At 69.0% G+C, this 23,035-nt stretch carries 26 protein-coding genes; 11 read left to right on the top strand and 15 right to left on the bottom strand.

Annotation, left to right across the window (positions count from 1 at the left end; genetic code table 11):
* Positions 1-103 precede the first annotated feature (103 nt).
* Positions 104-1,975, bottom strand: a complete 1,872-nt coding sequence (locus ABT115_RS19820; RefSeq protein WP_351791288.1) for an ABC transporter ATP-binding protein — start codon at positions 1,973-1,975, stop codon at positions 104-106.
* Positions 1,972-3,843: an ABC transporter ATP-binding protein gene (locus ABT115_RS19815; RefSeq protein ID WP_351791285.1), complete on the bottom strand. Its 1,872-nt coding sequence runs from the start codon at positions 3,841-3,843 to the stop codon at positions 1,972-1,974. The genes ABT115_RS19820 and ABT115_RS19815 overlap by 4 nt, the downstream gene beginning before the upstream one ends.
* 165 nt (positions 3,844-4,008) lie before the next feature.
* On the opposite strand from ABT115_RS19815, the gene ABT115_RS19810 reads away from it, so the two are divergent.
* From ABT115_RS19810 to ABT115_RS19790, 5 genes are all read left to right on the top strand, one after another.
* Positions 4,009-4,152 carry a hypothetical protein gene (locus ABT115_RS19810; RefSeq protein ID WP_351791282.1) on the top strand — a complete coding sequence of 48 codons (144 nt, stop codon included), beginning with the start codon at positions 4,009-4,011 and terminating at the stop codon, positions 4,150-4,152.
* A gap of 107 nt (positions 4,153-4,259) precedes the next feature.
* Positions 4,260-5,513, top strand: a complete 1,254-nt coding sequence (locus ABT115_RS19805; protein ID WP_351791280.1) for a L,D-transpeptidase — start codon at positions 4,260-4,262, stop codon at positions 5,511-5,513.
* 87 nt (positions 5,514-5,600) lie between these two features.
* A complete protein-coding gene (locus tag ABT115_RS19800) occupies positions 5,601-6,368 on the top strand; it encodes an enoyl-CoA hydratase/isomerase family protein (protein WP_351791277.1) in 768 nt (255 codons plus the stop codon).
* A gap of 251 nt (positions 6,369-6,619) precedes the next feature.
* Entirely contained in the window at positions 6,620-7,135 is a 516-nt protein-coding gene (locus ABT115_RS19795) for an ATP-binding protein (RefSeq protein WP_351791274.1), read from the top strand.
* Between the two features lie 356 nt (positions 7,136-7,491).
* Positions 7,492-8,700, top strand: a complete 1,209-nt coding sequence (locus tag ABT115_RS19790) for a YncE family protein (RefSeq protein WP_351791271.1) — start codon at positions 7,492-7,494, stop codon at positions 8,698-8,700.
* 52 nt (positions 8,701-8,752) lie between these two features.
* Here the strand turns inward: ABT115_RS19790 and ABT115_RS19785 are convergent, their stop codons facing one another.
* Positions 8,753-9,391: a GNAT family N-acetyltransferase gene (locus ABT115_RS19785; RefSeq protein ID WP_351791269.1), complete on the bottom strand. Its 639-nt coding sequence runs from the start codon at positions 9,389-9,391 to the stop codon at positions 8,753-8,755.
* Between the two features lie 167 nt (positions 9,392-9,558).
* Here ABT115_RS19785 and ABT115_RS19780 point away from each other — a divergent pair, with 167 nt between their 5' ends.
* Positions 9,559-9,774 (top strand): EF-hand domain-containing protein, encoded by a 216-nt coding sequence (locus ABT115_RS19780; RefSeq protein WP_351791267.1) that lies wholly within the window; start codon positions 9,559-9,561, stop codon positions 9,772-9,774.
* A gap of 69 nt (positions 9,775-9,843) precedes the next feature.
* On the opposite strand, the gene ABT115_RS19775 is transcribed toward ABT115_RS19780, so the two are convergent.
* Both ABT115_RS19775 and ABT115_RS19770 read right to left on the bottom strand, forming a co-directional pair.
* Positions 9,844-11,331: a carboxylesterase/lipase family protein gene (locus ABT115_RS19775; RefSeq protein ID WP_351791265.1), complete on the bottom strand. Its 1,488-nt coding sequence runs from the start codon at positions 11,329-11,331 to the stop codon at positions 9,844-9,846.
* Between the two features lie 110 nt (positions 11,332-11,441).
* Positions 11,442-12,950 carry a long-chain-fatty-acid--CoA ligase gene (locus ABT115_RS19770; protein ID WP_351791262.1) on the bottom strand — a complete coding sequence of 503 codons (1,509 nt, stop codon included), beginning with the start codon at positions 12,948-12,950 and terminating at the stop codon, positions 11,442-11,444.
* 360 nt (positions 12,951-13,310) lie between these two features.
* On the opposite strand from ABT115_RS19770, the gene ABT115_RS19765 reads away from it, so the two are divergent.
* Positions 13,311-14,636: a PucR family transcriptional regulator gene (locus ABT115_RS19765; RefSeq protein ID WP_351791259.1), complete on the top strand. Its 1,326-nt coding sequence runs from the start codon at positions 13,311-13,313 to the stop codon at positions 14,634-14,636.
* 73 nt (positions 14,637-14,709) lie between these two features.
* Here ABT115_RS19765 and ABT115_RS19760 read toward each other — a convergent pair whose 3' ends face one another.
* The 4 genes from ABT115_RS19760 to ABT115_RS19745 form a co-directional block, all read right to left on the bottom strand.
* Positions 14,710-15,117 (bottom strand): hypothetical protein, encoded by a 408-nt coding sequence (locus ABT115_RS19760; RefSeq protein ID WP_351791257.1) that lies wholly within the window; start codon positions 15,115-15,117, stop codon positions 14,710-14,712.
* 203 nt (positions 15,118-15,320) lie between these two features.
* A complete protein-coding gene (locus ABT115_RS19755; protein WP_351791254.1) occupies positions 15,321-15,677 on the bottom strand; it encodes a hypothetical protein in 357 nt (118 codons plus the stop codon).
* A 372-nt stretch (positions 15,678-16,049) separates the two neighbouring features.
* The gene (locus ABT115_RS19750) at positions 16,050-16,259 is read right to left on the bottom strand and encodes a DUF397 domain-containing protein (RefSeq protein WP_351791251.1); all 210 of its coding nucleotides are present in this window, start codon (positions 16,257-16,259) and stop codon (positions 16,050-16,052) included.
* The gene (locus ABT115_RS19745) at positions 16,241-17,083 is read right to left on the bottom strand and encodes a helix-turn-helix domain-containing protein (protein WP_351791248.1); all 843 of its coding nucleotides are present in this window, start codon (positions 17,081-17,083) and stop codon (positions 16,241-16,243) included. The genes ABT115_RS19750 and ABT115_RS19745 overlap by 19 nt, the downstream gene beginning before the upstream one ends.
* Before the next feature lie 169 nt (positions 17,084-17,252).
* Here ABT115_RS19745 and ABT115_RS19740 point away from each other — a divergent pair, with 169 nt between their 5' ends.
* The 3 genes from ABT115_RS19740 to ABT115_RS19730 are packed head-to-tail and all read left to right on the top strand — an operon-like array spanning position 17,253 to position 18,129.
* The gene (locus ABT115_RS19740; RefSeq protein ID WP_351791246.1) at positions 17,253-17,477 is read left to right on the top strand and encodes a hypothetical protein; all 225 of its coding nucleotides are present in this window, start codon (positions 17,253-17,255) and stop codon (positions 17,475-17,477) included.
* Complete coding sequence (locus ABT115_RS19735; protein WP_351791243.1) at positions 17,474-17,749, top strand: DUF7848 domain-containing protein; 276 nt, start codon at positions 17,474-17,476, stop codon at positions 17,747-17,749. Before ABT115_RS19740 ends, ABT115_RS19735 begins: the two co-directional genes overlap by 4 nt.
* Positions 17,746-18,129: a hypothetical protein gene (locus ABT115_RS19730; protein WP_351791241.1), complete on the top strand. Its 384-nt coding sequence runs from the start codon at positions 17,746-17,748 to the stop codon at positions 18,127-18,129. The genes ABT115_RS19735 and ABT115_RS19730 overlap by 4 nt, the downstream gene beginning before the upstream one ends.
* 208 nt (positions 18,130-18,337) lie before the next feature.
* Here the strand turns inward: ABT115_RS19730 and ABT115_RS19725 are convergent, their stop codons facing one another.
* Genes ABT115_RS19725 through ABT115_RS19715 form a run of 3 tightly spaced genes read right to left on the bottom strand, consistent with a single transcriptional unit; the run spans position 18,338 to position 19,281 of the window.
* Complete coding sequence (locus tag ABT115_RS19725; protein ID WP_351791238.1) at positions 18,338-18,730, bottom strand: type II toxin-antitoxin system VapC family toxin; 393 nt, start codon at positions 18,728-18,730, stop codon at positions 18,338-18,340.
* Positions 18,727-19,005, bottom strand: coding sequence for a hypothetical protein (locus tag ABT115_RS19720; RefSeq protein WP_351791235.1), 279 nt, complete (start codon positions 19,003-19,005; stop codon positions 18,727-18,729). Before ABT115_RS19720 ends, ABT115_RS19725 begins: the two co-directional genes overlap by 4 nt.
* Before the next feature lie 24 nt (positions 19,006-19,029).
* Positions 19,030-19,281, bottom strand: coding sequence for a hypothetical protein (locus tag ABT115_RS19715; RefSeq protein ID WP_351791232.1), 252 nt, complete (start codon positions 19,279-19,281; stop codon positions 19,030-19,032).
* Positions 19,282-19,291: 10 nt separating this feature from the next.
* Here ABT115_RS19715 and ABT115_RS19710 point away from each other — a divergent pair, with 10 nt between their 5' ends.
* Entirely contained in the window at positions 19,292-19,567 is a 276-nt protein-coding gene (locus ABT115_RS19710; protein ID WP_351791230.1) for a hypothetical protein, read from the top strand.
* Between the two features lie 119 nt (positions 19,568-19,686).
* Here the strand turns inward: ABT115_RS19710 and ABT115_RS19705 are convergent, their stop codons facing one another.
* The 3 genes from ABT115_RS19705 to gcvH form a co-directional block, all read right to left on the bottom strand.
* Positions 19,687-21,108: an L-serine ammonia-lyase gene (locus ABT115_RS19705; RefSeq protein WP_351791227.1), complete on the bottom strand. Its 1,422-nt coding sequence runs from the start codon at positions 21,106-21,108 to the stop codon at positions 19,687-19,689.
* A gap of 183 nt (positions 21,109-21,291) precedes the next feature.
* On the bottom strand, positions 21,292-22,551 hold the full coding sequence (gene glyA / locus ABT115_RS19700) for a serine hydroxymethyltransferase (protein WP_351791224.1): 1,260 nt from the start codon (positions 22,549-22,551) through the stop codon (positions 21,292-21,294).
* A gap of 19 nt (positions 22,552-22,570) precedes the next feature.
* Positions 22,571-22,948: a glycine cleavage system protein GcvH gene (gcvH, locus tag ABT115_RS19695; RefSeq protein WP_351791222.1), complete on the bottom strand. Its 378-nt coding sequence runs from the start codon at positions 22,946-22,948 to the stop codon at positions 22,571-22,573.
* Positions 22,949-23,035: the final 87 nt, after the last annotated feature.

Raw genomic sequence — 23,035 nt, 5'->3', positions numbered from 1 at the left:
GAGTGAATACGCACAGTGAGCTCTTTCAGTGTTGCCGCTCCAGAGCGAGGGCGGCGGCGGTCATGGACGACATTCGATTCGGACTGCGCCCAGAACCTCCCCGTCACGCCAGGCTCTCCCGCCATGCCCGGTGGAGCCCGGCGAAGCGGCCCGTGCCGCCGATGAGTTCGGCCGGGGCACCGTCCTCCACGATCCGCCCGTGCTCCATCACCAGGACCCGGTCCGCGATCTCCACGGTCGACAGACGGTGGGCGATCACGACCGCGGTGCGGCCGTGCAGCACCGTGTCCATGGCCTGCTGCACCGCTCGTTCGCCGGGGATGTCCAGGGAGCTCGTCGCCTCGTCGAGGATCAGCACCGCCGGGTTCGCGAGCAGGGCCCGTGCGAACGCGACCAACTGGCGCTGACCGGCCGAGATCCGGCCGCCCCTCTTGCGTACGTCCGTGTCGTATCCCTCGGGCAGTCCGGCGATGAAATCGTGAGCGCCGATCGCCTTGGCGGCCTGCTCGATCTCCTCACGGGTCGCGTCCGGCCTGCCGATCGCGATGTTCTCGGCGACCGTCCCGGAGAACAGGAACGCCTCCTGGGTCACCATCACCACACCCCGTCGCAGCTCGGGTACGGCCAGATCCCGCAGATCGGTTCCGTCCAGCAGCACCCGGCCGTCGGTCGGGTCGTAGAAACGGGCCAGCAGCTTGGCGAGCGTCGACTTGCCCGCGCCCGTCGAACCGACCACGGCCACGGTCTGGCCGGCCGGGACCGTCAGATCGAAGCGGGGCAGCACCTCGCCGCCCGTCCGGTAGGCGAACCGCACCGCGTCGAAGACGACCTCGCGGCCCGGGTGCTCACCCGCGAGGGCGGGCAGCTCCCGCGGATTCGACGGCTCGGGGACGGAAGGGGTCTGGACGAGCAGGCCCGCGATCTTCTCCAGCGAAGCCGCGGCCGACTGGTAGGAGTTGAGGAACATACCGAGCCGATCGATCGGGTCGTACAGCCGGCGCAGATAGAGCACGGCCGCGGCCAGCACACCGAGCGCCAGGGTGCCCGAAGCCACGCGGTACGCACCCCACAGCACGATCCCGGCGACCGCCGTGTTGGCGACCAGCCGGGAGCCGACGACATAGCGCGCCATCTCCAGCATCGCGCCGCCGTTCTTCCACGCGTGTGTGCTGTTGAGGTCCTCGAAGTGCCTGTCGTTGATCCGCTCGCGGCGGAAGGCCTGGACGGGGCGGATGCCGTTCATCGACTCGGCGAACTTCACGATGACCGCGGCGATCGCCGTCGAGCGCGCCGCGTAGAGCACTCCGGCCCGCCGCTGGTAGAGCCGTACCAGCAGATACAGGGGTGCGAAGGAGAGCACCGCGACCGCGCCGAGACTGAAGTCCAGCCAGAGGAGCACCAGTGAGATGGAGACGAAGGACAGGACGATGCCGATCAATTCCTGCAGTCCCTCGCTGAGCAGTTCCCGCAGCGACTCCACATCAGTGGTGGAACGGGAGATCAGCCGGCCCGAGGTATAGCGCTCATGGAAGTCCACACTCAACGCCTGCGCGTGGCGGAAGATCCGCCCGCGCAGGTCGAGCAGCACGTCCTGGTTGATCCGGGCGGAGGCCCGGATGAACGCGTACTGCATGCCGCCCGCGGCCGCCGAGCACAGCGTGTACCCGACGGCCACCGCGATCAGCGGCCCGTAGTCCTTGTCCCGGAAAGCGGGCACACCGCTGTCGATGGCGTACGCGACGAGCAGCGGGCCCGCCTGCACCGCCGCCTGCTGGATCAGCAGCAACAGCGCGGACACCAGCACCCGGCCCCGGTGCGGCCGGAGCAGCGACATCAGCAGTGCGCGGGTCGCACCACGGGGCGTGGGCAGATCGTCCCGGTCGAACTGATCCCCGGCACCGTCGGAAGGGGACGGGTCCTCGGGCTTCTTCCGCGCATCGCGCCGTTCGGCGGGCCCGGTCGTCGTACTGGTCATCGGGTGCGGCCCTTCTCGGCAGGGACGTCCGGCACAAGGCGGTCCTCGTCGGACGGGTCGGGGAAGGCGTCCTCGGCAAGGGCCCCCTCCGGTGTGCTTCCGGCGCCCGCCATCAGCCAGGCGTACTCCGCGCTGCTGCGCAGCAGCTCCTGATGCGTGCCGACAGCGGCGATCCGGCCCTCCGACAGCAGCGCCACCCGATCGGCCAGCATCACGGTGGACGGACGGTGCGCGACGACGATCGCCGTCGTCTCCTCGAGCACCTGCCGCAGGGCGGCCTCCACGAGTGCCTCGGTGTGCACATCCAGAGCGGAGAGCGGATCGTCGAGCACCAGGAAGCGGGGCCGGCCGACCACGGCGCGGGCCAGCGCGAGCCGCTGCCGCTGTCCGCCGGAGAGACTGAGCCCCTGCTCGCCGACCTGGGTGCCGATGTCTTCGGGCAGGTCGTACACGAAGTCGGCCTGCGCGACCGCGAGCGCCCGCCGCAACTCTTCCTCCCCGGCGCCTTCGGCGCCCATCAGCACGTTCTCCCCGACACTTGCCGAGAAGAGCGTCGGCTCCTCGAACGCCACGGACACCAGCTCGCGCAGCTCCTCCCGAGGCATAGCGGTGATGTCCCTGCCGTCCAGCGTGATCCGCCCCGCGGTCGCCTCGTGCAGCCGCGGCACGAGCGCGGTGAGCGTCGTCTTCCCGGAACCCGTGGCCCCGACCAGGGCCATCGTCTCGCCCGGGCGGATGCGCAGATCGATCCGGGACAGTACGGGTACGGAACCGGGCTTCGCGTCGGGGTAGCTGAACTCCACGCCCTCGAAGACCATTTCGCCCTGACCGGCCGTGTCCTTCGGTCCGCGGCCGCCGGCCGCAGCCGTGTCCTCCTCCTCGGCCACATCCATCACTTCGAAGAACCGCTCGGTCGCTGTCGCCGACTCCTGGCTCATCGCCAGCAGGAAGCCGATCGACTCGATCGGCCACCGCAGCGCGAGCGCCGTGGAGAGGAAGGCGACCAGGGTGCCCGCCGATAGCCCGCCGTCCGCTACCTGGACCGTGCCGAGGACCAGCGCCGCCCCGATGGCCAGCTCGGGGATCGTCGTGATGACAGCCCAGATGCCGGCCAGGAGGCGTGCCTTGCCCAGCTCCGTGCTTCGAAGCCGCTGCGAGAGGGCACGGAACGCGAGGGCCTGGCTGCGGTGCCGGCCGAAGCCCTTGATGATGCGGATGCCGAGCACGCTCTCTTCGACGACCGTCGTCAGATCACCGACCTGGTCCTGCGCCTTGCGCGCCACGACCGAGTACTTCGTCTCGAAGACCGCGCAGAGAATCACCAACGGCACCACCGGGGCGAGCAGCACCAGTCCCAGCGCCCACTGCTGCATCAGCAGAATGATGAAACCGACCAGGATCGTCGTGCCGTTGACCAGCAGGAACGTCAGCGGAAAGGCCAGGAACATGCGCAGCAGCATCAGGTCCGTGGTCCCGCGCGACAGTAACTGCCCCGACGGCCAGCGATCGTGGAACGCCACCGGCAGCCGCTGCAGATGCCGGTACAGGTCGGCGCGCATCGCCGCTTCGACCCCCGCCAGCGGCCGGGCCACCAGCCACCGCCGTATCCCGAAGAGCACGGCCTCGGCGACACCCAGCAACAGCAGGTACAGCGCGCCCAGCCAGACACCCCCCGGATCACGGTCCGCGACCGGGCCGTCGACGATCCACTTCAGTACGAGAGGGATCACCAGGCCGATGCAGGAGGCGACCATCGCGACCAGTGCAGCGCCGAACAGACGATTGCGCACCGGCTTCACATAGGGCCACAGCCGCAACAGCGAGCGTACGGCGGACCGTTCCTTGGGCTCTGCATGTTCTTCGGGCATCACAAGCGAGCCTACGGTTCCCCACTGACATCGCTCATGTGGTTTTTCGGCCGTCCGGCGGTGCCGGAGCCCGGTGGTCGTACCCCGTATCAACCGATCGGCCGATGCCGCTTCGAGCGCGATGGACGATGGCGCGCCGGTCCCTGCGACACGATTCTCGTAGCCATGGCAATCATCGAAGTGAACGGGGTGCACAAGACCTATGCCGGGCGCCCCGCAGGGTGGGAGGCCGTTACCCCGTGCCACCTGGCGAAGTCCCGCGACAAGTTGGGACTGAACAGTGACATCCGTGGGGTCCTCTCCCCGTGATCGGTGTGATTATCTTTCGCTGAGCGCGCGTGCGACGCGCGGGGGCGGGGGCCTGCGGGCTCCCAGGGCCTTGGCGGGGCCAGGCTGTGTGAGGGGAGACGAGCACATTGAACGGGCAGCCGATATCGGTGACATCGGCCGGGGCGAACAGCGGGCGACGAGGGCGAGGGGCCACCGGACTGCGGGCTCTGGTACTGGGTGCGCTGCTGTTGCTGGGGACGGCGTGCGGCGCGGGAGATGGCGCCGGCGGCGCGGGCAAGGACGGCAAGGGCGGGGCGAAGGCCGACGACACCACCGCCTCGCAGGCCGTGGTGACCGTTGCGCCGAAGGACGGGGCGGAGTCCGTCGCCACCAGCGGGGCACTGAAGATCTCCGCCGAGCAGGGGAAGCTGACCACGGTGAAGGTCGCCGATCCCAAGGGCGCCGAGGTCGAGGGAAAGATCGCGGCGGACGGCACGAGCTGGACGCCGGACCAGCATCTGGCCGCGGCGACCAAGTACAAGGTCCACGTGGTCGCCGAGGACACGAAGGGCCGTGAGTCGGCGAAGGACACCAGCTTCACGACGCTGGTCCCGCAGAACACCTTCATCGGGCAGTACACCCCGGAGGACGGTTCCACGGTCGGCGTCGGCATGCCCGTCTCGATCCACTTCACCCGTGGTATCACCGACCCGGCCGCGGTCGAGAACGCCATCGAGGTGACGGCCGAGCCTTCCGTACCGATCGAGGGCCACTGGTTCGGCAACGACCGCCTCGACTTCCGCCCCGAGGAGTACTGGGCCGCGGGCACCAAGGTGACCGTGAAGCTCAATCTCGACGGCGTCGAGGGGCGCCCGGGCGTCTACGGCAAGCAGGCCAAGACGATCTCCTTCACCATCGGCCGCAGCCAGGTCAGCACCGTCGACGCGAGCACGCACCGGATGAAGGTCGTCCGCGACGGCAAGCAGATCAGGGACATCCCGATCTCCGCGGGTGCCCCGGCGACCACCACGTACAACGGTCAGATGGTCATCAGCGAGAAGCACCAGGTGACCCGGATGAACGGTGACACCGTCGGCTTCGGCGGCGAGTACGACATCAAGGACGTGCCGCACGCGATGCGCCTGTCCACCTCGGGCACCTTCATCCACGGCAACTACTGGGGCGCCTCCAGCGTCTTCGGTTCGACCAACACCAGCCACGGCTGCATCGGTCTCCAGGATGTGCGTGGTGCCTGGAGCAAGACGGTCCCGGCGGCCTGGTTCTTCACCAACTCGCTCATCGGCGACGTCGTGGTCGTGAAGAACTCGCAGGACAAGACGATCCAGCCGGACAACGGCCTCAACGGCTGGAACATGTCCTGGTCGGAGTGGATCAAGTAGCTCCCGTCGTACGGAACACGAGCGGGCCCGGTGCTGTGACCAACAGCACCGGGCCCGCCGTCGTTAGCGCCGGTTAACCTGCCTCCCATGACCGTAACCCTCGAAGTACGCGACGGCGTCGGCACGATCCTGCTGGACCGTCCGCCCATGAACGCCCTGGATGTCGCCACCCAGGACCGGCTGCGTGAACTCGCCGAGGAGGCGACCCGGCGCGACGATGTGCGTGCCGTGGTCCTCTACGGCGGCGAGAAGGTGTTCGCGGCGGGCGCGGACATCAAGGAGATGCAGGCGATGGACCACACGGCGATGGTCGTGCGGTCCAAGGCGCTGCAGGACTCCTTCACCGCGGTGGCCCGGATCCCCAAGCCCGTCGTCGCCGCAGTCACCGGCTACGCGCTGGGCGGCGGCTGCGAGCTGGCGCTCTGTGCCGACTTCCGGATCGCCGCCGACAACGCCAGGCTGGGCCAGCCCGAGATCCTGCTCGGACTGATCCCCGGAGCGGGTGGTACCCAGCGTCTTGCCCGGCTGATCGGTCCCTCCCGGGCCAAGGACCTGATCTTCACCGGCCGCCATGTGAAGGCCGAGGAGGCCCTGACGATCGGTCTGGTGGACCGCGTGGTGCCCGCCGCCGAGGTGTACGAGCAGGCGCACGCCTGGGCCGCCAAGCTGGCGAAGGGGCCCGCCCTCGCGCTGCGTGCCGCCAAGGAATCCGTCGACGCCGGCCTGGAGACCGACATCGACACCGGGCTCACGATCGAGCGGAACTGGTTCGCCGGTCTGTTCGCCACCGAGGACCGGGAGCGCGGTATGCGCAGCTTTGTGGAAGAGGGTCCAGGCAAGGCCAAGTTCCTCTGAATAAAAGCAGGTTGGGCACGGAGTGACGCGGGTTCATCCATCCGGGCGGACTGACCGGGCCTCAAGACAACCTTGAGGCCCGGTCGGCCGAAGAGACCGGAAACCTTACTCGGACCAGGTGTCCGTGCAGGTCAGAAGGGGTATGTTGAGCCACATTCTGCCAGTGGCATATGCCTACCCACTTCCCCGGAATGGTGCATTCCGGGGTACGGATTCCTTTGGAACGGCCCCGGAGTGCTCGCCGTGCGGCCATGATGGTGTGCATGGCGGGCCTGGAGGATGTGGAACAGCCGCGACCGCGCAGCGGTGCGACAGCGGCACGCTGGATGCCGGCGATTGAGGACGAACAGGCGTTCAGGGCACTGGAGTTGTTCGGAAACCCGGCGGAGGGTGAAGTCCGGCTGCCGTCCCGACCGGAGTCCGCGGCCACCGCCCGAAGACTCACCTCGTGTGTGGTGCTGCGCCAGTGGGCGCTCCCCCCGCAGACCGCCGAATACGCCGTGCTGCTCGTCTCGGAGCTCGTCGGCAATGCGGTAAGGCACACCGGCGCCCAGGTCTTCGGGTTACGGATGATGCGCCGGCGCGGCTGGATCAGGATCGAGGTGCGAGACCCCTCACGTGGGCTGCCGTGCCTGATGCCCGTTCAGGAGATGGATACCAGTGGTCGGGGGCTCTTCCTCGTCGACAAGCTCTCCGACCGGTGGGGCGCGGATCTGCTGCCGCGGGGCAAGACCACCTGGTTCGAGATGCGGACCTGCGACCGCTGACCTCCGGCGGGCTCGTCCCCGGATGCACAGAAGCCCCCGGTCTGCCGTGGTGCGGCGCTTCGGGGGCTTCTGTGGGGGCCGTGAAATGGGGGGTGTGTTCACGGCCGCTCGTGACGACCGTGCTCGGGTCAATGCGGTCGTGTCACCGACTATGACAGACGGGCGACCTCACCGCCAAAGGCGCGAACAGTGCATTAGTGGTCGTAATGCGACACTCTTCCGGTGAATCGCAGGTGTGATGGATCACTTGCCTGGAAAATCTTGAATATTTATGGGTTTCGCCGGATGGTTCTTTCGCGCCACCCGTAAGTCCAAATTGTTACTTTCTGCACATTTAACCCCTACTGTGTCTGCACATGAACGCCTCCGACACTCCGGTGCGCCGCCACAGCGCCACCAAGCACACTGCGGCCCTGCTCGGGGGCGTCCTGCTGGCGGTACTCACCGGCTGCGGCACCCCCGCCGAGAAGGGGAACACCGAAGCCGCCGTACCGTCCGGCAGCGCGAAGCCCGCACCGTCCGGCCGGGCGAAGTCCGAGCTGCCCGGCATGCCGCCGGTGCTCGACGCCAAGGACGTCTACGCGGCCGACCGGCCCGGCAAGCTCTCCCCGGTCGTCAAGGACTTCCCGTCCCGCGTGTACGTCCCCAACACCAACTCCGACACGGTGTCGGTCATCGATCCCGCGACGTACAAGGTCATCGAGACCATCAAGGTCGGCCGCCAGCCGCAGCACGTCGTCCCGTCCTGGGACCTGAAGACACTGTGGGTCAACAACGACATCGGTGACAGCCTCACGGCCATCGATCCGGCCACCGGGAAGGCGGGCCGCACCGTGCCCGTCTCCGATCCGTACAACCTCTACTTCACACCGGACGGCAAGTACGCCGTGGTGATGGCCTCGATGGACCGCGAACTGGTCTTCCGCGATGCCCACACCATGAAGACGGCCAAGACCGTCCCGGTCAGCTGTGCGGGCGTCAACCACGCCGACTTCTCCATGGACGGCCGGTACTTCATCGTCTCCTGCGAGTTCTCCGGCGAACTCCTCAAGGTCGACACGGCGCGGATGAAGGTCGTAGGCCAACAGAAGCTGCCGTTCGAAGGCGCGATGCCGCAGGATGTGAAGCTGTCACCCGACGGCGGCACGTTCTACATCGCGGACATGATCGCGAACGGGGTGTGGGTGCTGGACGGGAAGAGGTTCACCACCCCGAAGCTGCTGCCCACCGGCAAGGGCGCCCACGGCCTCTACGTCAGCCGCGATTCCAAGGAGATGTACATCTCCAACCGGGGCGAGGGCTCCATCTCCGTCTTCGACTTCGCACAGCGCAAACCGGTGAAGAAATGGCACCTGCCGAAAGGCGGCAGCCCCGACATGGGCGGGGTCTCGACGGACGGCAAGGTCCTCTGGCTGAGCGGGCGTTACAACTCCGAGGTGTACGCGATCGACACCTCCAGCGGCAAACTGCTCGCCCGGATCCCGGTGGGCAGCGGCCCGCACGGACTCGCCGTCTACCCGCAGCCGGGCCGCTACTCGCTCGGCCACACCGGCGTGTTCCGCTGATGGCCCGGCGCCGGCCACGAGTGAGCCGTGGCGCAGCCGGTCCGCTGAACGCTCACCCGGCGACCAGGAGGGCCTCCGAGCCCACCGGCCGGTAGCCCGCCGCCTGGAACGTCCGCACACTGCGGGCGTTCCCCGGCGACTGCTGTGCCCACACCACCGAGTCCGGCACCAGATGCCGGGCCGCCCGCGCCAACTGTTCGCCCAGCCGTTTGCCACGCGCTTCCTCGGCCACCTCGATCGCGGTCTCCCAGCGCCCGGCGACTCCCCGGCCGAGGATTACCACACCGCCGTCGGCGGACCAGACCCGCACCTCGTCGCGGTACTTCATGGCCCGTGCCACCCGCGGATGCTCCGGGTCCTCGATCTCCCGCAGCGCGATCTCCGGTTCGCCCGGCAGCGCGTCCGCGACCGTCAGCAGATCGATGGTGTTCATGTGCCGGCCGCTGCGGTCCAGCAGTGCGCTCAGGAAGTACGGATTCATGCTCGCGGCGAGCGTGTCGCCGGGGGTGGCGGCCAGCACGGCCCGAACCCACCGCGGATCCTCGTCCGTGAACACCACCGAGTGCGCGGTGAACGCCAGTACTCCCGCATCCCGGGTGCCCGGCTGCCCCACCACCGTCGTGGACCCGTCCGGCGGAGGAAAGCGCCCATGCGCCGCAGCCGCCAGGATCTTTGCCAGTGCGTCGTCCATCAGCGTCCCGCTCCCCGGTCCCGACCGCGGTCCGCCCGGCGGCGGACCCCCCGCCCATGATCGACTACCGGCCGCCGCGAGCGCCATCCGTGGCGCCCGTTAATCTGGCCCCCGTTACTCAGACACTGGTCAGGCATTTGGTCAGGCATTTACGAAGGGGCGGAACTGTGGCGGACATCGAGTCGGCACGCAAGGCATTCCAGCGGTTCGACCTGAACGGCGACGGGCTGATATCGGCAAACGAGTACAAGAGCGTGATGGCTCAGCTCGGCGACCCCTACGTCACCGAGCTGGTGGCCCAGGCGGTCATCAACTCGCACGACGCCAATGGCGACGGGCTGCTCACGTTCGACGAGTTCTGGGCGGCGCAGAACAACGCCTGATGGCCGGGAGGCCCTCCGGCCCACGGCCGGGGGCCGCCGCCCGCGCCGCTGTCGGCGGACCGGCCGGTGTCAGGTGTTCCCCCGGTACGGCGCCCAGCCGCGCAGCTCCTCGTCGCGCGGGGCGCGCACCACGGCGGGCGCTCCGGGGCCGAAGCCCATCACCGGGCGGGACGTGTCCCAGGCGGGCCAGCCCGGATCACCGGAGGCGGCGAACCGTACCCACGCCGCGTGCATCGCGTCGGCCAGCTCCTGCGGGGCGTCCTCCCCGGCCAGGGCCACCGCGTCGGGCCGGTCCAGCGTGTCGAAGACGAAGGCGATCTCCAGCGCGTGACAGGCGCCGAGCCGCAGCACCGGGGACGGCCAGCCGAACTCGTAGAGATGGGTGCTCCCCGAGGCGCCGGCGCGGGCATCGGCCACCCGGTTCAGCGGGACGCGCAACAGCAGATCGGTGGCCAGCGCCCCGAGCAGCTCACCCGGAGTGGCGTCGGGCCGGTTCGCGCGGTACGTACGCGCCGTGGCGCCCGGCACCTTGAACTTCAGCAGGGCCAGCCGCAGCTTGATCCGGGACAGCCGCTCCGTCAGACCGCTCGGCACGAACCAGAGCCGGTACTCCTCACTGTTCGTTCCCATCAACAGATCGACATCGTTCGCGGTGCCGTCCAGCAGCGCTTCGAGCGGATCGCGGGGCAGCAGATCGCCATCCACCACGATCTGGAAGGAATTCCCGCCGGTCAGCGGAGAGCCGCCGGCCGTCACCTCGGTCTGCGCCGCCAGGAGCTCGGCCGGGTCCACCGCGGCCAGCGCCTCGGCCGTCGCCGCGACCCCCAGCCGCTCGGCGACCAGCTCCGTGGTACGGCGGGCGGCGGCGTCCAGCCGGAGCGCGGTGGGCGCACCGCTCTGCAGCACCGCACGTCGGAACAGGCCCTTCGCACGCGGGGCGGCCAGCAGGGCGGCGATACTGATGGCCCCCGCCGACTCGCCGCACACCGTGACCAGGTCCGGATCACCGCCGAACGCCGCGATGTTGTCCCGCACCCAGGCCAGCGCCGCTAGCTGATCGAGCAGCCCCCGGTTGGCGGGCGCGTCCGGGAACACCCCGAACCCCTCGATACCCAGGCGGTAGTTGACCGACACGAGGACCACACCGTCACGGGCGAACGCCGCCCCGTCGTACAGCTGCACGGCCGACGAGCCGTGCAGCAGTGAACCGCCGTGGATCCAGACGAGGACGGGCAGCCCGGTACGGGCCGGGGACGGCGTCCACACATTGAGGTTGAGGCAGCCTTCGCCCGGCACGTCGGGATCGGGCAGCAGTCGGTCCAGCGGCGGGGCGTACGGCCGTTTAGGCGCGGTCGGCCCGAACGCCACCGCTTCCCGTACCCCCTCCCAGGGTTCGGGCGGCTCCGGTGCCCGGAAGCGGCGGGCACCGACCGGCGCAGCCGCGTACGGGATACCGCGGAAGACGGCGACGCCCTGCTCCAGCGTGCCACCCACCACCCCGTGGACTGTGCTGACCTGCGGTGATGTCTCGGATATGGGAGGGGGTACGGCAGTCATGAGGTGGCTTCAGCCCTTCTGCGGCGTGATCGCGGAGGGTGCGGTCGTGGAGGGAGTGTCGACCAGCCGGACGGACGGCGGGGTCTCGGCGTCGGCGTCGACCGGACGGATCAGGAAGAGGCGGCCGTCAGCGCCCGTTTGAGGACCTTGCCGGTCGGGCCGAGCGGCAGCGTCTCGGTGAACCGTACGATCCGCGGATACTTGTGCCGCCCGAGCCGGTCCCTGGACCAGGCGATCACGTCCTCCTCCGTCACCGCACCCGCATCCCCACGCAGCACGACGACCGCGCAGATCTCCTCGCCGCGCGCCTCGTCGGGCACGCCGATCACCGCGACCTCGGAGATCGCCGGATGGCGCACGAGCACCTCTTCGACCTCACGCGGATAGATATTGAAGCCGCCCCGGATGACCAGGTCCTTCTTCCGGTCGACGATGCTCAGGAAGCCGTCCTCGTCCCGCGTCCCGAGATCCCCGGTGCGGAACCAGCCGTCGACCACGGCGGCGGCCGTCGCCTCCGGATCGTCGAGATATCCCGCGAAGACGTTGTGGCCGCGCACCACGACCTCGCCGACCTCCCCGTCCGGCAGCAGCACCACGGCGTCCTCGACCGCCGCGTCCGCGACGCCGATCTCCACGCCCCAGACCGGGTGGCCGACCGTACCCGGGCGCAGGCCGAGCTCCGGCTGGTTGAAGGTGGCCACGGGGGACGTCTCGGTCAGCCCGTAACCCTCCAGGACCTGCGTCGCAAAGGTCGCCTCGAAGCGTTCGAGCACGGCGACGGGGAGCGCGGCGCCGCCCGAGACGGCCGCGCGCAGAGCAGGACGGTGCGTCGTGTCGTCCCACGCCGTAGCGTCCTTGGCCGCCGCCTCGACGAGCGCGTGATACATCGTCGGTACGCCCATGAAGACACTCACGCGCTCGGCGGCCAGCAGTTCGAGTGCGCCCACCCCGCTGAAACGCGACATGAGGACGAGCGTGGCCCCTGCCCGTAGCGTCGCGTTCATCGCACAGGTCTGCCCGTAGCTGTGGAACAGCGGCAGGCAGCCCAGGACCACGTCGTCGACGCCCAGGCCCAGCAGGTCGTGGGCGGTCACGGACGCGTTCATCACGATGTTGAGGTGGGTGAGAAGCGCCCCCTTCGGCCGCCCGGTCGTGCCACTCGTGTAGAGGATCACCGCGGTGTCGTCCGGCGCCGCGGGCTCCGGCGCGAGCAGTGGGGCACCGTCCGTCGGTACGCCGCGCACGGCCCGCACCCCGGCGGCACGCGCACCCTCCTCGGCCACCGGCCACATCGGACCACCACTGATCAGCGCGACACAGCCGCTGTGCCGCAGTACGTACGCCACCTCCTCGGCCACCAGCAGCCCATGCACCGGTACGACTGTCGCCCCGGCGGCGAGCGCCCCGTAGTACGCGTACAGAAAGTCCGCCGAATTGGGCAGCAGTACCGCCACCCGGTCGCCCGGACGCACCCCGGACACCCGCAGCGCACCCGCACAGCGCAGCGCCCGGGCCCACAGCTCCCGGTAGGTGAGCCGCGTGTCCGAATCGACCACGGCGACGCGGTCGGGGTACCTGCGGGCCGACTCACCAAGGACAGCGGCGACGCTGAGAAACATGACACGCTCCAGGAAACATGGCGTTGACACGGCTGCTGCTCAGAATCGGCCGTCAGCCCGCCTCCGCACAATGTGCAGATGCCCACCATGCGCGTCGCCCACCTGGGCAGCAGCCCCTCGGGGAGGCATGTGGCAAGGCATCCGCCTAACGACCTCACCCACGATTGGCAGCGGCGTCGCAGCGTCTGGGACCTCCGCCTCCCGCGTTGTCGTCAGTCGCGATGTTCCCCTAGCTCTCGGCTTCGCTCGAGCAGGGGAGGCCCCATGCGCCATCACTCCCTCCTCCGCCTTGGATTCGAAGGCCCCAGACACCGCTCCTTCTCCCACTGCCAATCGTGGGTGAGGTCGTAACCTTCCGGCATGGCGGACAATCCCGGAGCCCGGACCCCTCGCAGAGACGACCACGGCAGCGGCGGCAGCGGCGGCAGCGGGGGCGCCGACGGTGAGCAGCGCCGCGCCCTGGCCGCCGCTCTGGTGCCGCAGATCGACGAACTGACCCGTCGGGTCGTCGCCGACATCCATGCACACAGCAGCACGTACGCCTCCGGCACGCCCGTCAGCCGGGACGATCTGTGGGGGATCTGCCGCGAAAATCTGCTGCGGGCACTGGAGGACTTCGGCGAACTCCCTGCCAGCGGCGGCGACTTCGAGTACGCGGCGCGCGAGACGGGACGGCGCCGCGCGGAGCAGAACGTACCGCTGGACACCGTGCTGCAGGCCTACCGGCGCGGGGGCCGGGTGATGTGGCAGATGATGGCGGAGCACCTGCGGGCGACACGGGCCGGTGGGGCCGGGTACGGGCAGAACCCCGTCGGCGCGGTCGCGGGCGATTGGGACACCGAGCTCGACATGGCGGGCGCCGTGTGGGAGACCATCGACCGCTACTCGCTCGTGATGGCCGAGTCCTATCGGCTGACCCAGTTGGAGATGCAGGGTCGCCAGGACACCCGCCGCGTCGCCCTCTTCGAGGCTCTGCTCGACGGGCGCGGGGACGACCCGGCGGTCGCCGCGGCGGCCGCCGCCGCGCTCGGCGTGCCGGTCCACGACCGGTACGTCATCGTCGTCGCCGCCCAGGACCCGGCCGCGCCGCCCAACCCGGCGCCCGTCCTCGACGACCACGGCATCTGGTCGTTCTGGCGCCCGAGATCGGGCCGGTACGCGGGAATCGTGCGGCTGGCGGCGGGGGAGTCCGGCGTACTGCTCGACCTGCTGCGCCACCGCACCGGTGCCACCGCGGGCGTATCACCGGAGTTCGACCGGCTCGCCCAGGCGGGCCGGGCCCTGCGGCTGGCCGAGCAGGCATTGCGCACGCTGCCCGCCGGAAGCGGCGAGGCGGCGGCGTTCGACGACCGGCTGGCGGAGGTCCTCCTCGTCGGCCGGCCCGAGATCGCCGAGCGCATCGTCACCACGCAACTGGGCGCCGTCCTGGACACGACGGCCGAACGCGACGCGCTGCTCGGCACCCTCCGGGTCTGGCTCGACAGCGGCTGCTCGGCGGCGCGTGCCGCCGAGCTCCTCTACTGCCACCGCAACACGGTCCTCAACCGGATCGGCCGAATCGCCGAACTCACCGGCCGTTCCGCGGAGTCGGGCGAGGCGCGGCTGGGGTGGGCACTGGCCCTCAGAGCGCTGCCGCTGAGCGGTGCCGATGGCGAACAGCCGTCTGTGGACGGCTACTTGGGCTAGGGACGATACCGGTGTTTTAGGTTGCGGCACGAGCGAGCCCGGCGAACGCGCATTCCGTATCCGTCTTCGTACGTCATGGCCGGCTCACGGCGGCGAGACTCCTGACCACATCGACGTTCGGCGCCTCGGTCAGGGAGCCGGGTACGACATGGCTGCTCTTCGAAGGGTCCGATTCCCTGATCATTTCTGCCAGGGCAGCCGTCGGGGCGATACCCCGGGCCTTCGCGTCGTGGAGCTTCCGGGCCCACCGCGCACCCTTGTTGAACGCCTCGTCGCCGCCCGCCTTGCGGACCAGCCACCCGGCGGCGTCGTCCTCGTCGTTCGCCCATACGAAGCCGATCGCCTCGCCGTCCCTGTCAGCCACCGTCAGGTATTGGACGGGCTTGTGGGACTGGGAGCGGTAGCGCGGCGGCCCGCCGGGCGCCTCGTTGAACAACAAATTCTCGTTCAGTCGCGGATTGGGCCGCTGCTCGCTGCTCATTGATGTGCCAGTCCCTTCTTCGGCAGCAGGACTTCCCCGTAGACCCGGACCTGGTTACAGCGCCTCGCCATGGCGTCGATGACCCGGCCCTTGTTCCTCACCGGGCGCGTTGTTGACGACGAATGGACCGGACAGCCAGTCTCACCGTTGTGAATCGTTGCGTCCAGCCGGTACGTCACCGGTCGATTCGCTCGTCCGGATCCTCAGCCCCCGCTTGCCGTTTCCTTGAGTTCGGCGAGCGACGGGGCCTCGGCCAGAGAGCCGGGTACGACCCCGCTTCCCTCGATGTCACTGGTGTCCCGGATCAGCTCGGCGAGCAGGGCGGTGGGAGCGATCCAGCGGGCCTTCGCGTCCCGCAGCTTCCTCAGCCACGCGGCACCGGCGTTGATCGCGGCGGCTCCGAGCCCCTGCGGCGTCACCCAGCCTGCGGCGTCACCCTCATCATTGGCCCAGACATAGCCGATCACCACGCCGTCGCTGTCGGCGACCCGCACGTACTGCACGGGCCCCTTCGCGAAACGGTTGTAGCGGGGCGGCCCGGCGACCCGCTTGAGCTGCATGTCTTCCTCGAAGCGCGGATTGGGTCGGTTCCGACCCGGCGCCGCCGGGTCGGGCCGGTCAGAGATGCGCGTCGACATACTTGGCGACCTCCACCATTTGAGCTTCGTTCTCGGCAGGCACCAGATAGTCGTCACGGCCGTCCCGGACGACCTCCTCGGAACGAAGGGGCCCATTCTGTTACCACTCACAGGACAGCACGTTCAGAACACCATCGGTGTACTCGTCCAGGCTGATCAGGTGCCTGCTCTCGTGGATCCACCCCACCCGCGGACCGCGAACGCCGCGCGGACCGGCTCGCGGGTCCGTCAGGTTACGCCGACATGACAACGGACCCGCCGCTTGGCGAGGTCGGTCGAAGGCTGTCGCGCGGCTCAGACGGTGAACTCCCCGCTCTTGGCGGCGGTCACGAACGACGACCAGGCGGCCGACTCGAAGATGAGCGCGGGGCCGCCCGGGTGCTTGCTGTCACGTACGGGCACGACGGCGGGGAAGTCGTCGGAGACCTCGACGCACGCGCCGCCGTCCGTGTTGCTGTAGCTGCTCTTGCGCCATGTCACGGTGCTCAGGTCGATGGCTCGCACGGCACTTCCTCCAACATCCGCAGGATGAACTTCCGTGACTTGACCGGGGGCAGCGCCAGGTCACGCACCGCATCATATCTGCGCTGCACACGCTCGACTCTGCTTGTTTCCTCGATCAGTTCACCCCGTACGTCGTTCTCGGTGTAGGCCACCGTACGCCCGTCCGGCAGCCGCAGAAGCCACACTTCGGTGTTCATCAGGCCGTGCGGGCCGGCGCTGAACGGCAGCACATGAAGGGTGATGTTCGGGCGGTCCGACGCCTCGGCCAGATACTCCACCTGCTCCCGCCATGCCTGGGCGTCGCACAGCTGTGTGCGCAGCACGGCCTCGGAGAGGATGACCCGGAACGGCGGCGCGTCGTCCCCCTCCAGCAGCTTCCGCCGCCCTGTGCGAGCTTCCACCTGCTGGTTCAGCTCCTCACCCCTGGTGCCACCCGCCGCGAGCGCCTCGCGCGCGTACCCGCACGTCTGGAGCAGACCCGGCGGCGCGCTCACGGAGTACTGCCACAGGCTCACCGCCTCGGCCTCCAATGTCATGTACCGGCGGTACTGCTCACGGAACTGGGTCGGATCACCGACCGCGAGCTCCCACAGGGTGAGCAGCAGCCCTGGTGTCCCGTAGTGCTGGTCGAGCGCCTGCACGACCTCCGGACCGCCAAGGGTCTCCCCGCTCTCCATTTTGCCGAACAACGACCAGTCCCAGCCGAGGACTTCACCGAGCTTGCGCAGGCTGTGGCCCCTCTGCGAGCGGAGTAACCGCAGCTCCTCGACGAACCGCTGACGTGGTTGCTGGCTCCGACCCGTGACCACCCGTCTCGACGGCATAGCGCGCTCCTCCGTGGAAGGTGTGGAACTACCGCCGGGGCCGGGGAAGTACAGCCCGCCGATGGTGTCCGTTGCCTGTTCCGGGGTCATTCTCGTAATGCCCGGAACACGCACAGTAGCCCAAGCCCCCACATCTCACACCGATGTTGGGCGAACGGAACGGAACCCCATGACGACACAACGGCGAGCGGTGCGGAAGATCAACGAAGCCGAGGAAGCACGCGACGCACTCGGCGCGGCGCTCCGACGGGCAGGCATCCAGCTTCCGGCGCTGGACGTCCGTCCCGTGTCGCGCACCGACGGCGCCGGATACGCCCTGGTGACCCTCGGTGACTGCTCCGCGCCCGTGGCCCGCGCGATGGCGGCGGTCATCGAGAAGGGGGCGGGGCGGTGAACCGGCGCGTCTTCCGCTACGTTTCGTTCACCATCGAGCAGGGCGCGACGGCAGAGCCGGAGTACGAGGTCCGTTGCGTGTCCGGCGACGAAACCGAGTGCGGCGCGCGGTCCGGTACGTACAGCCGTCCGGCGCCGGTCGAGGAGTGGCAGCGCAGGCACACGCAGGAGACCCGGCACCGGCGCTGTCACCGGCACTTCCGCGACTACGCGGTCATGCGGCCGACGGCCGAGCAGGATGAGCTTGCGTCGGCGGGCGGGAGTGCGGTGTGAGCTTCGCTCCGGCCGTCGAACGTCCATGGTGCGATGCGTGGCCGCGGGTCGCGCAGCCGGACGATGGCAACGCGTGGGTGACGGGCGACTGCTGGCTCTACTGCCGTCGCGAGAGCGTGCGCGTACTGTGGGTCGGCTCCGTGCACACGCCCGGCGCGACGGGCGACCTGTACGCGTGCGGCCCGTGCGTCGCGGAACTCGACCACATGGTGCGCGTTCAGTCGCACGCGAGGAACGCGCCCGCCGGGACGGAGACCAGGAAGAAGGCCAAGGCCAGGAACAAGACCGGGAGCACATCCGAGGCTTGCGAGCACCGGCAGATCGAGAAGCGCGACGGCAAGACCCACTGCCGCACCTGCGAACGACAGCTCTACCTGTGACCGGACGCCACCGACCGGACGTTCGCCGACTATGCCGAAGCCCTCGGGCCCCACCCGGTCCGGAACCGACGTGGAACAGAACGGTGCCAGCGTACGGAAATTGACAGGGAATCGACCGTGGACTGGGATAACTCTCCGCTGCCGCCCCGCGTACTGATGAAGTGTGCTATGCCGGGGCAGATCTCTCGGCCATGAGTTGCGGCGCGGGTCAGATTTTCACCACGCGTACGCCAGGGCCGCTCAGCATCAGGAGATCTTCGGGGTCTGAGGTCAAGATGGTTACTGGAAGGGGCGAGGCCAGTGCGGTGGCAGCCACGAGGGCGTCGAGGGGGTATTTGTGGCCGTGCAGGCCGGCTGCGGCGAGTAGCTTGCTCGCGTGGCGGGCGATGGCTTCGGTGGGCGGGACGATGTTGACGCGGGAGACGGCGAAGTCGAAGCGGGCCTGGTTCGTCCTGGGATCGCGGGCCTCGACGAGGGTCACCGAGCTCGTGACGACACGGATGTCTTCCGCCTCGGCCGCGGCCAGCCACTCGGTGAGCTCGGGAGTACGTCGTACGAGCTTGGACAGGCCCTCGCAGTCCAGCACAAGCGTGCCACTCACGCGGCGTCCGCCGAGCCTGCCGTGTCACCGCGCAGGATCGCCCGCTTGGCGTCGACCGCCGCCCGGTCCACCGGGCCGTGCTCGGCCTCCGCGTCTTCGATGAGTTCGCGCAGTCGGTCCCGTTCCAATTGGCGCTGGATGAGGGCTTCGACGTAGGCGGACATGCTGCGCTTGCCGGTGCGTGCCTTGAGGGCGGCGATGGTGCCTTCGTGGAGGGAGACGGAGACCGGGCGGATAGGGCCTTCGCCGGGGGCAGGATCGGGGGTGGTGGCCATGCAGCCACATTAACAAAATTCTTGTTATTCGGGGTGATTATGTGGTGTTGCGGCTGGACCGGAGGTGGCCATGGACAGGCGTAGACCGTGGTACTCGTCCTCCTCCCGGATGGGGACGGTCGTGAGTGTCTCGGGATCGAAAGCTACTCCGTCGTCGATCTCGGTGGCAGTTATGCCGGCGATCCTGCGGATGATCTCGGTTTTGTCGCCCGGGAACGAGCGGCCGAGGATGTCGAAGTCGCGAGTCATCCGGTGCGCGCCGAACTGGGCAGGCAACAGGCTGCCCTTGAGGACGAAGTGTTCGGACGCCGCTACCGAGAAATGGCAGACCGCCCACGGCCAGGACGCCGACGGCGCGGTCGGCTTCGACACCTTCGGTGCGGCAGGTAGAAAGCTCTCGAGCAGCGACGGCGCCCTGATCGTGCAGGGTGCCCAGCCATACGCCTTCTACACGGGCGGCTTCAGGACGGTCACCTTCACCCGGGACGTCACCACCGGCGCCTACGGCGTCGCGGTCAGCGGGGGATACACAACGGCCTCCTGCGCCAGCGCCAGCAGTTGACATCGCTGGCAACTGCACAGTCAACTCGAGACGGGTGTCCCAGGGACATTCCGCCGCGTAAGCAGGGAAGGCCCTGACGGCGCTGAAAGGTACGAACACGCTGGTCAGGGCCTATTTGCCTAGCACTCGATGATGTTTACCGCGAGCCCGCCGCGCGCCGTCTCCTTGTACTTCACGCTCATGTCCGCGCCCGTCTCCTTCATGGTCTTGATGACCTTGTCGAGGGAGACCTTGTGGCTGCCGTCGCCGCGCAGCGCCATCTTCGCCGCCGTGACGGCCTTGACCGCGGCCATGCCGTTGCGCTCGATGCACGGGATCTGGACGAGACCGCCGACCGGGTCGCAGGTCAGGCCGAGGTTGTGTTCCATGCCGATCTCGGCGGCGTTCTCGACCTGCTCGGGCGTGCCGCCGAGGACCTCGGCGAGGGCGCCCGCGGCCATGGAGCAGGCGGAGCCGACCTCGCCCTGGCAGCCGACCTCGGCGCCGGAGATGGAGGCGTTCTCCTTGAAGAGCATGCCGATGGCTCCGGCGGCCAGGAGGAAGCGGACGACGCTGTCCTCCTTCTCCGCCTCGGTGGCGCCGCCGGCCGCGAAGTTCATGTAGTAGTGCAGCACGGCCGGGATGATGCCCGCGGCGCCGTTGGTGGGGGCGGTGACGACGCGGCCGCCCGCCGCGTTCTCCTCGTTGACCGCCATTGCGTAGAGGGTGATCCACTCCATTGCATGGGTAGTGGGGTGTCCCCCGCTCGAACGCAGCTGAGAGCTTGGGGAAGGGTCGCCCTCGGCGCGCAGTTGGCGGGCGCTGGTCGCGGCGCGGCGGCGGACCTTGAGGCCGCCGGGCAGGATGCCCTCGCGGGACATGCCGCGCGAGACGCAGGCCTGCATGACGTGCCAGATGTCCAGCAGACCCGAGCGGATCTCGTCCTCGGTGCGCCAGGCCTTCTCGTTCTCCAGCATCAGCGAGGAGATGGACAGGCCGGTGTCCTCCGACAGCCGCAGCAATTCGTCGCCGGTGCGGAAGGGGTGCTTCAGCACGGTGTCGTCGAGGACGATCCGGTCCTCGCCCACCGCGTCCTCGTCGACCACAAAGCCGCCGCCGACCGAGTAGTAGGTCTTCTCCAGCAGCGTGGCGCCGTCGCGGTCGAAGGCGAAGATCGTCATGCCGTTGGCGTGGTAGGGAAGCGCCTTGCGGCGGTGCAGGATCAGCTGCTCGTCGGCGTCGAAGTCGATCTCGTGCATGCCGAGCAGGTTGATCCGGCCGGTGGTACGGATCCGTTCGACCCGGTCGTCGGCGGCCTCCACGTCGACGCTGCGGGGCGACTCGCCCTCCAGACCGAGCAGGACGGCCTTGGGGGTGCCGTGGCCGTGGCCGGTCGCACCGAGCGAGCCGTACAGCTCGGCGCGTATGGAGGCGGTGTGGGCGATGAGGCCCTCGTTCTTCAGCCGCCGCGCGAACATCCGGGCGGCGCGCATCGGACCGACCGTATGGGAGCTGGACGGGCCGATGCCGATCGAGAACAGGTCGAAGACCGAGATGGCCACGGAGAACTCCTAAGGGTTGGTAGACGCCGTTGTCTGCCGGGTGGTGCGGTACGGGCCGGTCGGCCCGAAGAGCAGCGGGGACAAGGGATGGGGCACCGCGCCCACTGGCCAGTGTGCGCGGTGCCCCGCCCGAAACGTGACGAAGTGTGTCCCGGATTACTTCAGGACACCCTCTGACCCGGACTACTTCAGGCCGGGATACAGCGGGAACTTCTCGGCCAGCGCGACGACGCGGGCCTTCAGTGCATCCGCGTCGTAGGACGGCTTGAGCGCCGACGCGATGATCTCCGCGACCTCGGTGAAGTCCTCGGCCTGGAATCCGCGGGTGGCCAGGGCCGGCGTACCGATCCGCAGACCCGAGGTGACCATCGGGGGCCGCGGGTCGTTCGGGATGGCGTTCCGGTTGACCGTGATCCCCAGCTCGTGCAGCCGGTCCTCGGCCTGCTGGCCGTCCAGCTCGGAGTTGCGCAGGTCGACGAGGACCAGGTGGACGTCCGTACCGCCGGACAGCACGGAGACACCGACCTCGGTGACGTCCGGCTGGACCAGGCGCTCGGCGAGGATGCGGGCGCCGTCCAGGGTGCGCTGCTGGCGCTCCTTGAACTCCTCGGTCGCCGCGACCTTGAACGAGACCGCCTTGGCCGCGATCACGTGCTCCAGCGGACCGCCCTGCTGCCCCGGGAAGACCGCGGAGTTGATCTTCTTGGCGAGTTCCTGCGTCGACAGGATGACGCCACCGCGCGGACCGCCGAGGGTCTTGTGCGTGGTGGTCGTGACGACATGGGCGTGCGGCACCGGGTTGGGGTGCAGGCCGGCGGCCACCAGGCCGGCGAAGTGTGCCATGTCGACCATCAGGTACGCGCCGACCTCGTCCGCGATGCGGCGGAAGGCGGCGAAGTCCAGCTGGCGGGGGTACGCGGACCAGCCGGCGACGATCAGCTTCGGCTTGGACTCCTTGGCCAGACGCTCGACCTCGGCCATGTCCACGACGCCGGTGTCGTCGACGTGGTACGGGACCACGTTGTAGAGCTTGCCGGAGAAGTTGATCTTCATGCCGTGGGTCAGGTGACCGCCGTGGGCCAGGTTCAGGCCCATGATCGTGTCGCCGGGCTTCAGCAGCGCGAACATCGCGGCGGCGTTGGCCTGCGCACCGGAGTGCGGCTGGACGTTCGCGGCCTCGGCGCCGAACAGTGCCTTGATGCGGTCGATGGCGATCTGCTCGACGACGTCGACGTGCTCACAGCCGCCGTAGTAACGGCGGCCGGGGTAGCCCTCGGCGTACTTGTTGGTGAGGACGGAGCCCTGGGCCTCCATGACCGCGACCGGAGCGAAATTCTCCGAGGCGATCATTTCGAGGGTGGACTGCTGACGGTGGAGCTCGGCGTCGACAGCGGCGGCGACGTCCGGGTCCAGCTCGTGGAGGGAGGAGTTGAGAAGCGACATCAGGTGGTCCCTTTGGGTCTCAGTTGCCGGAGAACTCGGTGTACTCGTCGGCGGAGAGCAGGTCCTTCGGCTCCTCCGCCACGCGTACCTTGAACAGCCAGCCGCCCTCGAAGGGAGCGGAGTTCACCAGCGACGGGTCGTCCACGACGTCCTGGTTCGCGGCGGTGATCTCACCGGTCACCGGCGAGTACAGGTCGCTCACCGACTTGGTCGACTCCAGCTCACCACAGGTCTCGCCCGCGGTCACCGTGTCACCGACGTCGGGGAGCTGGGCGTAGACGACATCACCGAGCGCGTTGGCGGCGAACTCGGTGATACCGACCGTGGCCACACCGTCCTCGACGGCCGACAGCCACTCGTGCTCCTTGCTGTAACGCAGCTGCTGGGGGTTGCTCATGACCTGAATTCTCCTGTACGCGGGGGAGTGCTGATGAACGGTGGTCTTACGGTGTGAGACGCGACTGCGTCACTTCTGAGGTGCGCG

The sequence above is a fragment of the Streptomyces sp. NPDC001832 genome (assembly GCF_040297265.1).
Lineage (GTDB): Bacteria > Actinomycetota > Actinomycetes > Streptomycetales > Streptomycetaceae > Streptomyces.
This window is presented reverse-complemented; position numbering and strand designations above follow the sequence as displayed.

Excerpts from the sequence above, each read along its gene's own strand:
- ABT115_RS19755 (WP_351791254.1), bottom strand. The coding sequence starts at position 15,677 with ATGCAGCTCAAGCGGGTCGCCGGGCCGCCCCGCTACAACCGTTTCGCG.
- ABT115_RS19800 (WP_351791277.1), top strand. The coding sequence starts at position 5,601 with ATGACCGTAACCCTCGAAGTACGCGACGGCGTCGGCACGATCCTGCTG.
- ABT115_RS19785 (WP_351791269.1), bottom strand. The coding sequence starts at position 9,391 with ATGGACGACGCACTGGCAAAGATCCTGGCGGCTGCGGCGCATGGGCGC.
- ABT115_RS19815 (WP_351791285.1), bottom strand. The coding sequence starts at position 3,843 with ATGCCCGAAGAACATGCAGAGCCCAAGGAACGGTCCGCCGTACGCTCG.
- ABT115_RS19820 (WP_351791288.1), bottom strand. The coding sequence starts at position 1,975 with ATGACCAGTACGACGACCGGGCCCGCCGAACGGCGCGATGCGCGGAAG.
- ABT115_RS19740 (WP_351791246.1), top strand. The coding sequence starts at position 17,253 with ATGACGACACAACGGCGAGCGGTGCGGAAGATCAACGAAGCCGAGGAA.
- gcvH (WP_351791222.1), bottom strand. The coding sequence starts at position 22,948 with ATGAGCAACCCCCAGCAGCTGCGTTACAGCAAGGAGCACGAGTGGCTG.
- ABT115_RS19775 (WP_351791265.1), bottom strand. The coding sequence starts at position 11,331 with ATGACTGCCGTACCCCCTCCCATATCCGAGACATCACCGCAGGTCAGC.
- ABT115_RS19795 (WP_351791274.1), top strand. The coding sequence starts at position 6,620 with ATGATGGTGTGCATGGCGGGCCTGGAGGATGTGGAACAGCCGCGACCG.
- glyA (WP_351791224.1), bottom strand. The coding sequence starts at position 22,551 with ATGTCGCTTCTCAACTCCTCCCTCCACGAGCTGGACCCGGACGTCGCC.
- ABT115_RS19770 (WP_351791262.1), bottom strand. The coding sequence starts at position 12,950 with ATGTTTCTCAGCGTCGCCGCTGTCCTTGGTGAGTCGGCCCGCAGGTAC.
- ABT115_RS19790 (WP_351791271.1), top strand. The coding sequence starts at position 7,492 with ATGAACGCCTCCGACACTCCGGTGCGCCGCCACAGCGCCACCAAGCAC.
- ABT115_RS19720 (WP_351791235.1), bottom strand. The coding sequence starts at position 19,005 with ATGGCCACCACCCCCGATCCTGCCCCCGGCGAAGGCCCTATCCGCCCG.
- ABT115_RS19745 (WP_351791248.1), bottom strand. The coding sequence starts at position 17,083 with ATGCCGTCGAGACGGGTGGTCACGGGTCGGAGCCAGCAACCACGTCAG.
- ABT115_RS19765 (WP_351791259.1), top strand. The coding sequence starts at position 13,311 with ATGGCGGACAATCCCGGAGCCCGGACCCCTCGCAGAGACGACCACGGC.
- ABT115_RS19810 (WP_351791282.1), top strand. The coding sequence starts at position 4,009 with ATGGCAATCATCGAAGTGAACGGGGTGCACAAGACCTATGCCGGGCGC.
- ABT115_RS19760 (WP_351791257.1), bottom strand. The coding sequence starts at position 15,117 with ATGAGCAGCGAGCAGCGGCCCAATCCGCGACTGAACGAGAATTTGTTG.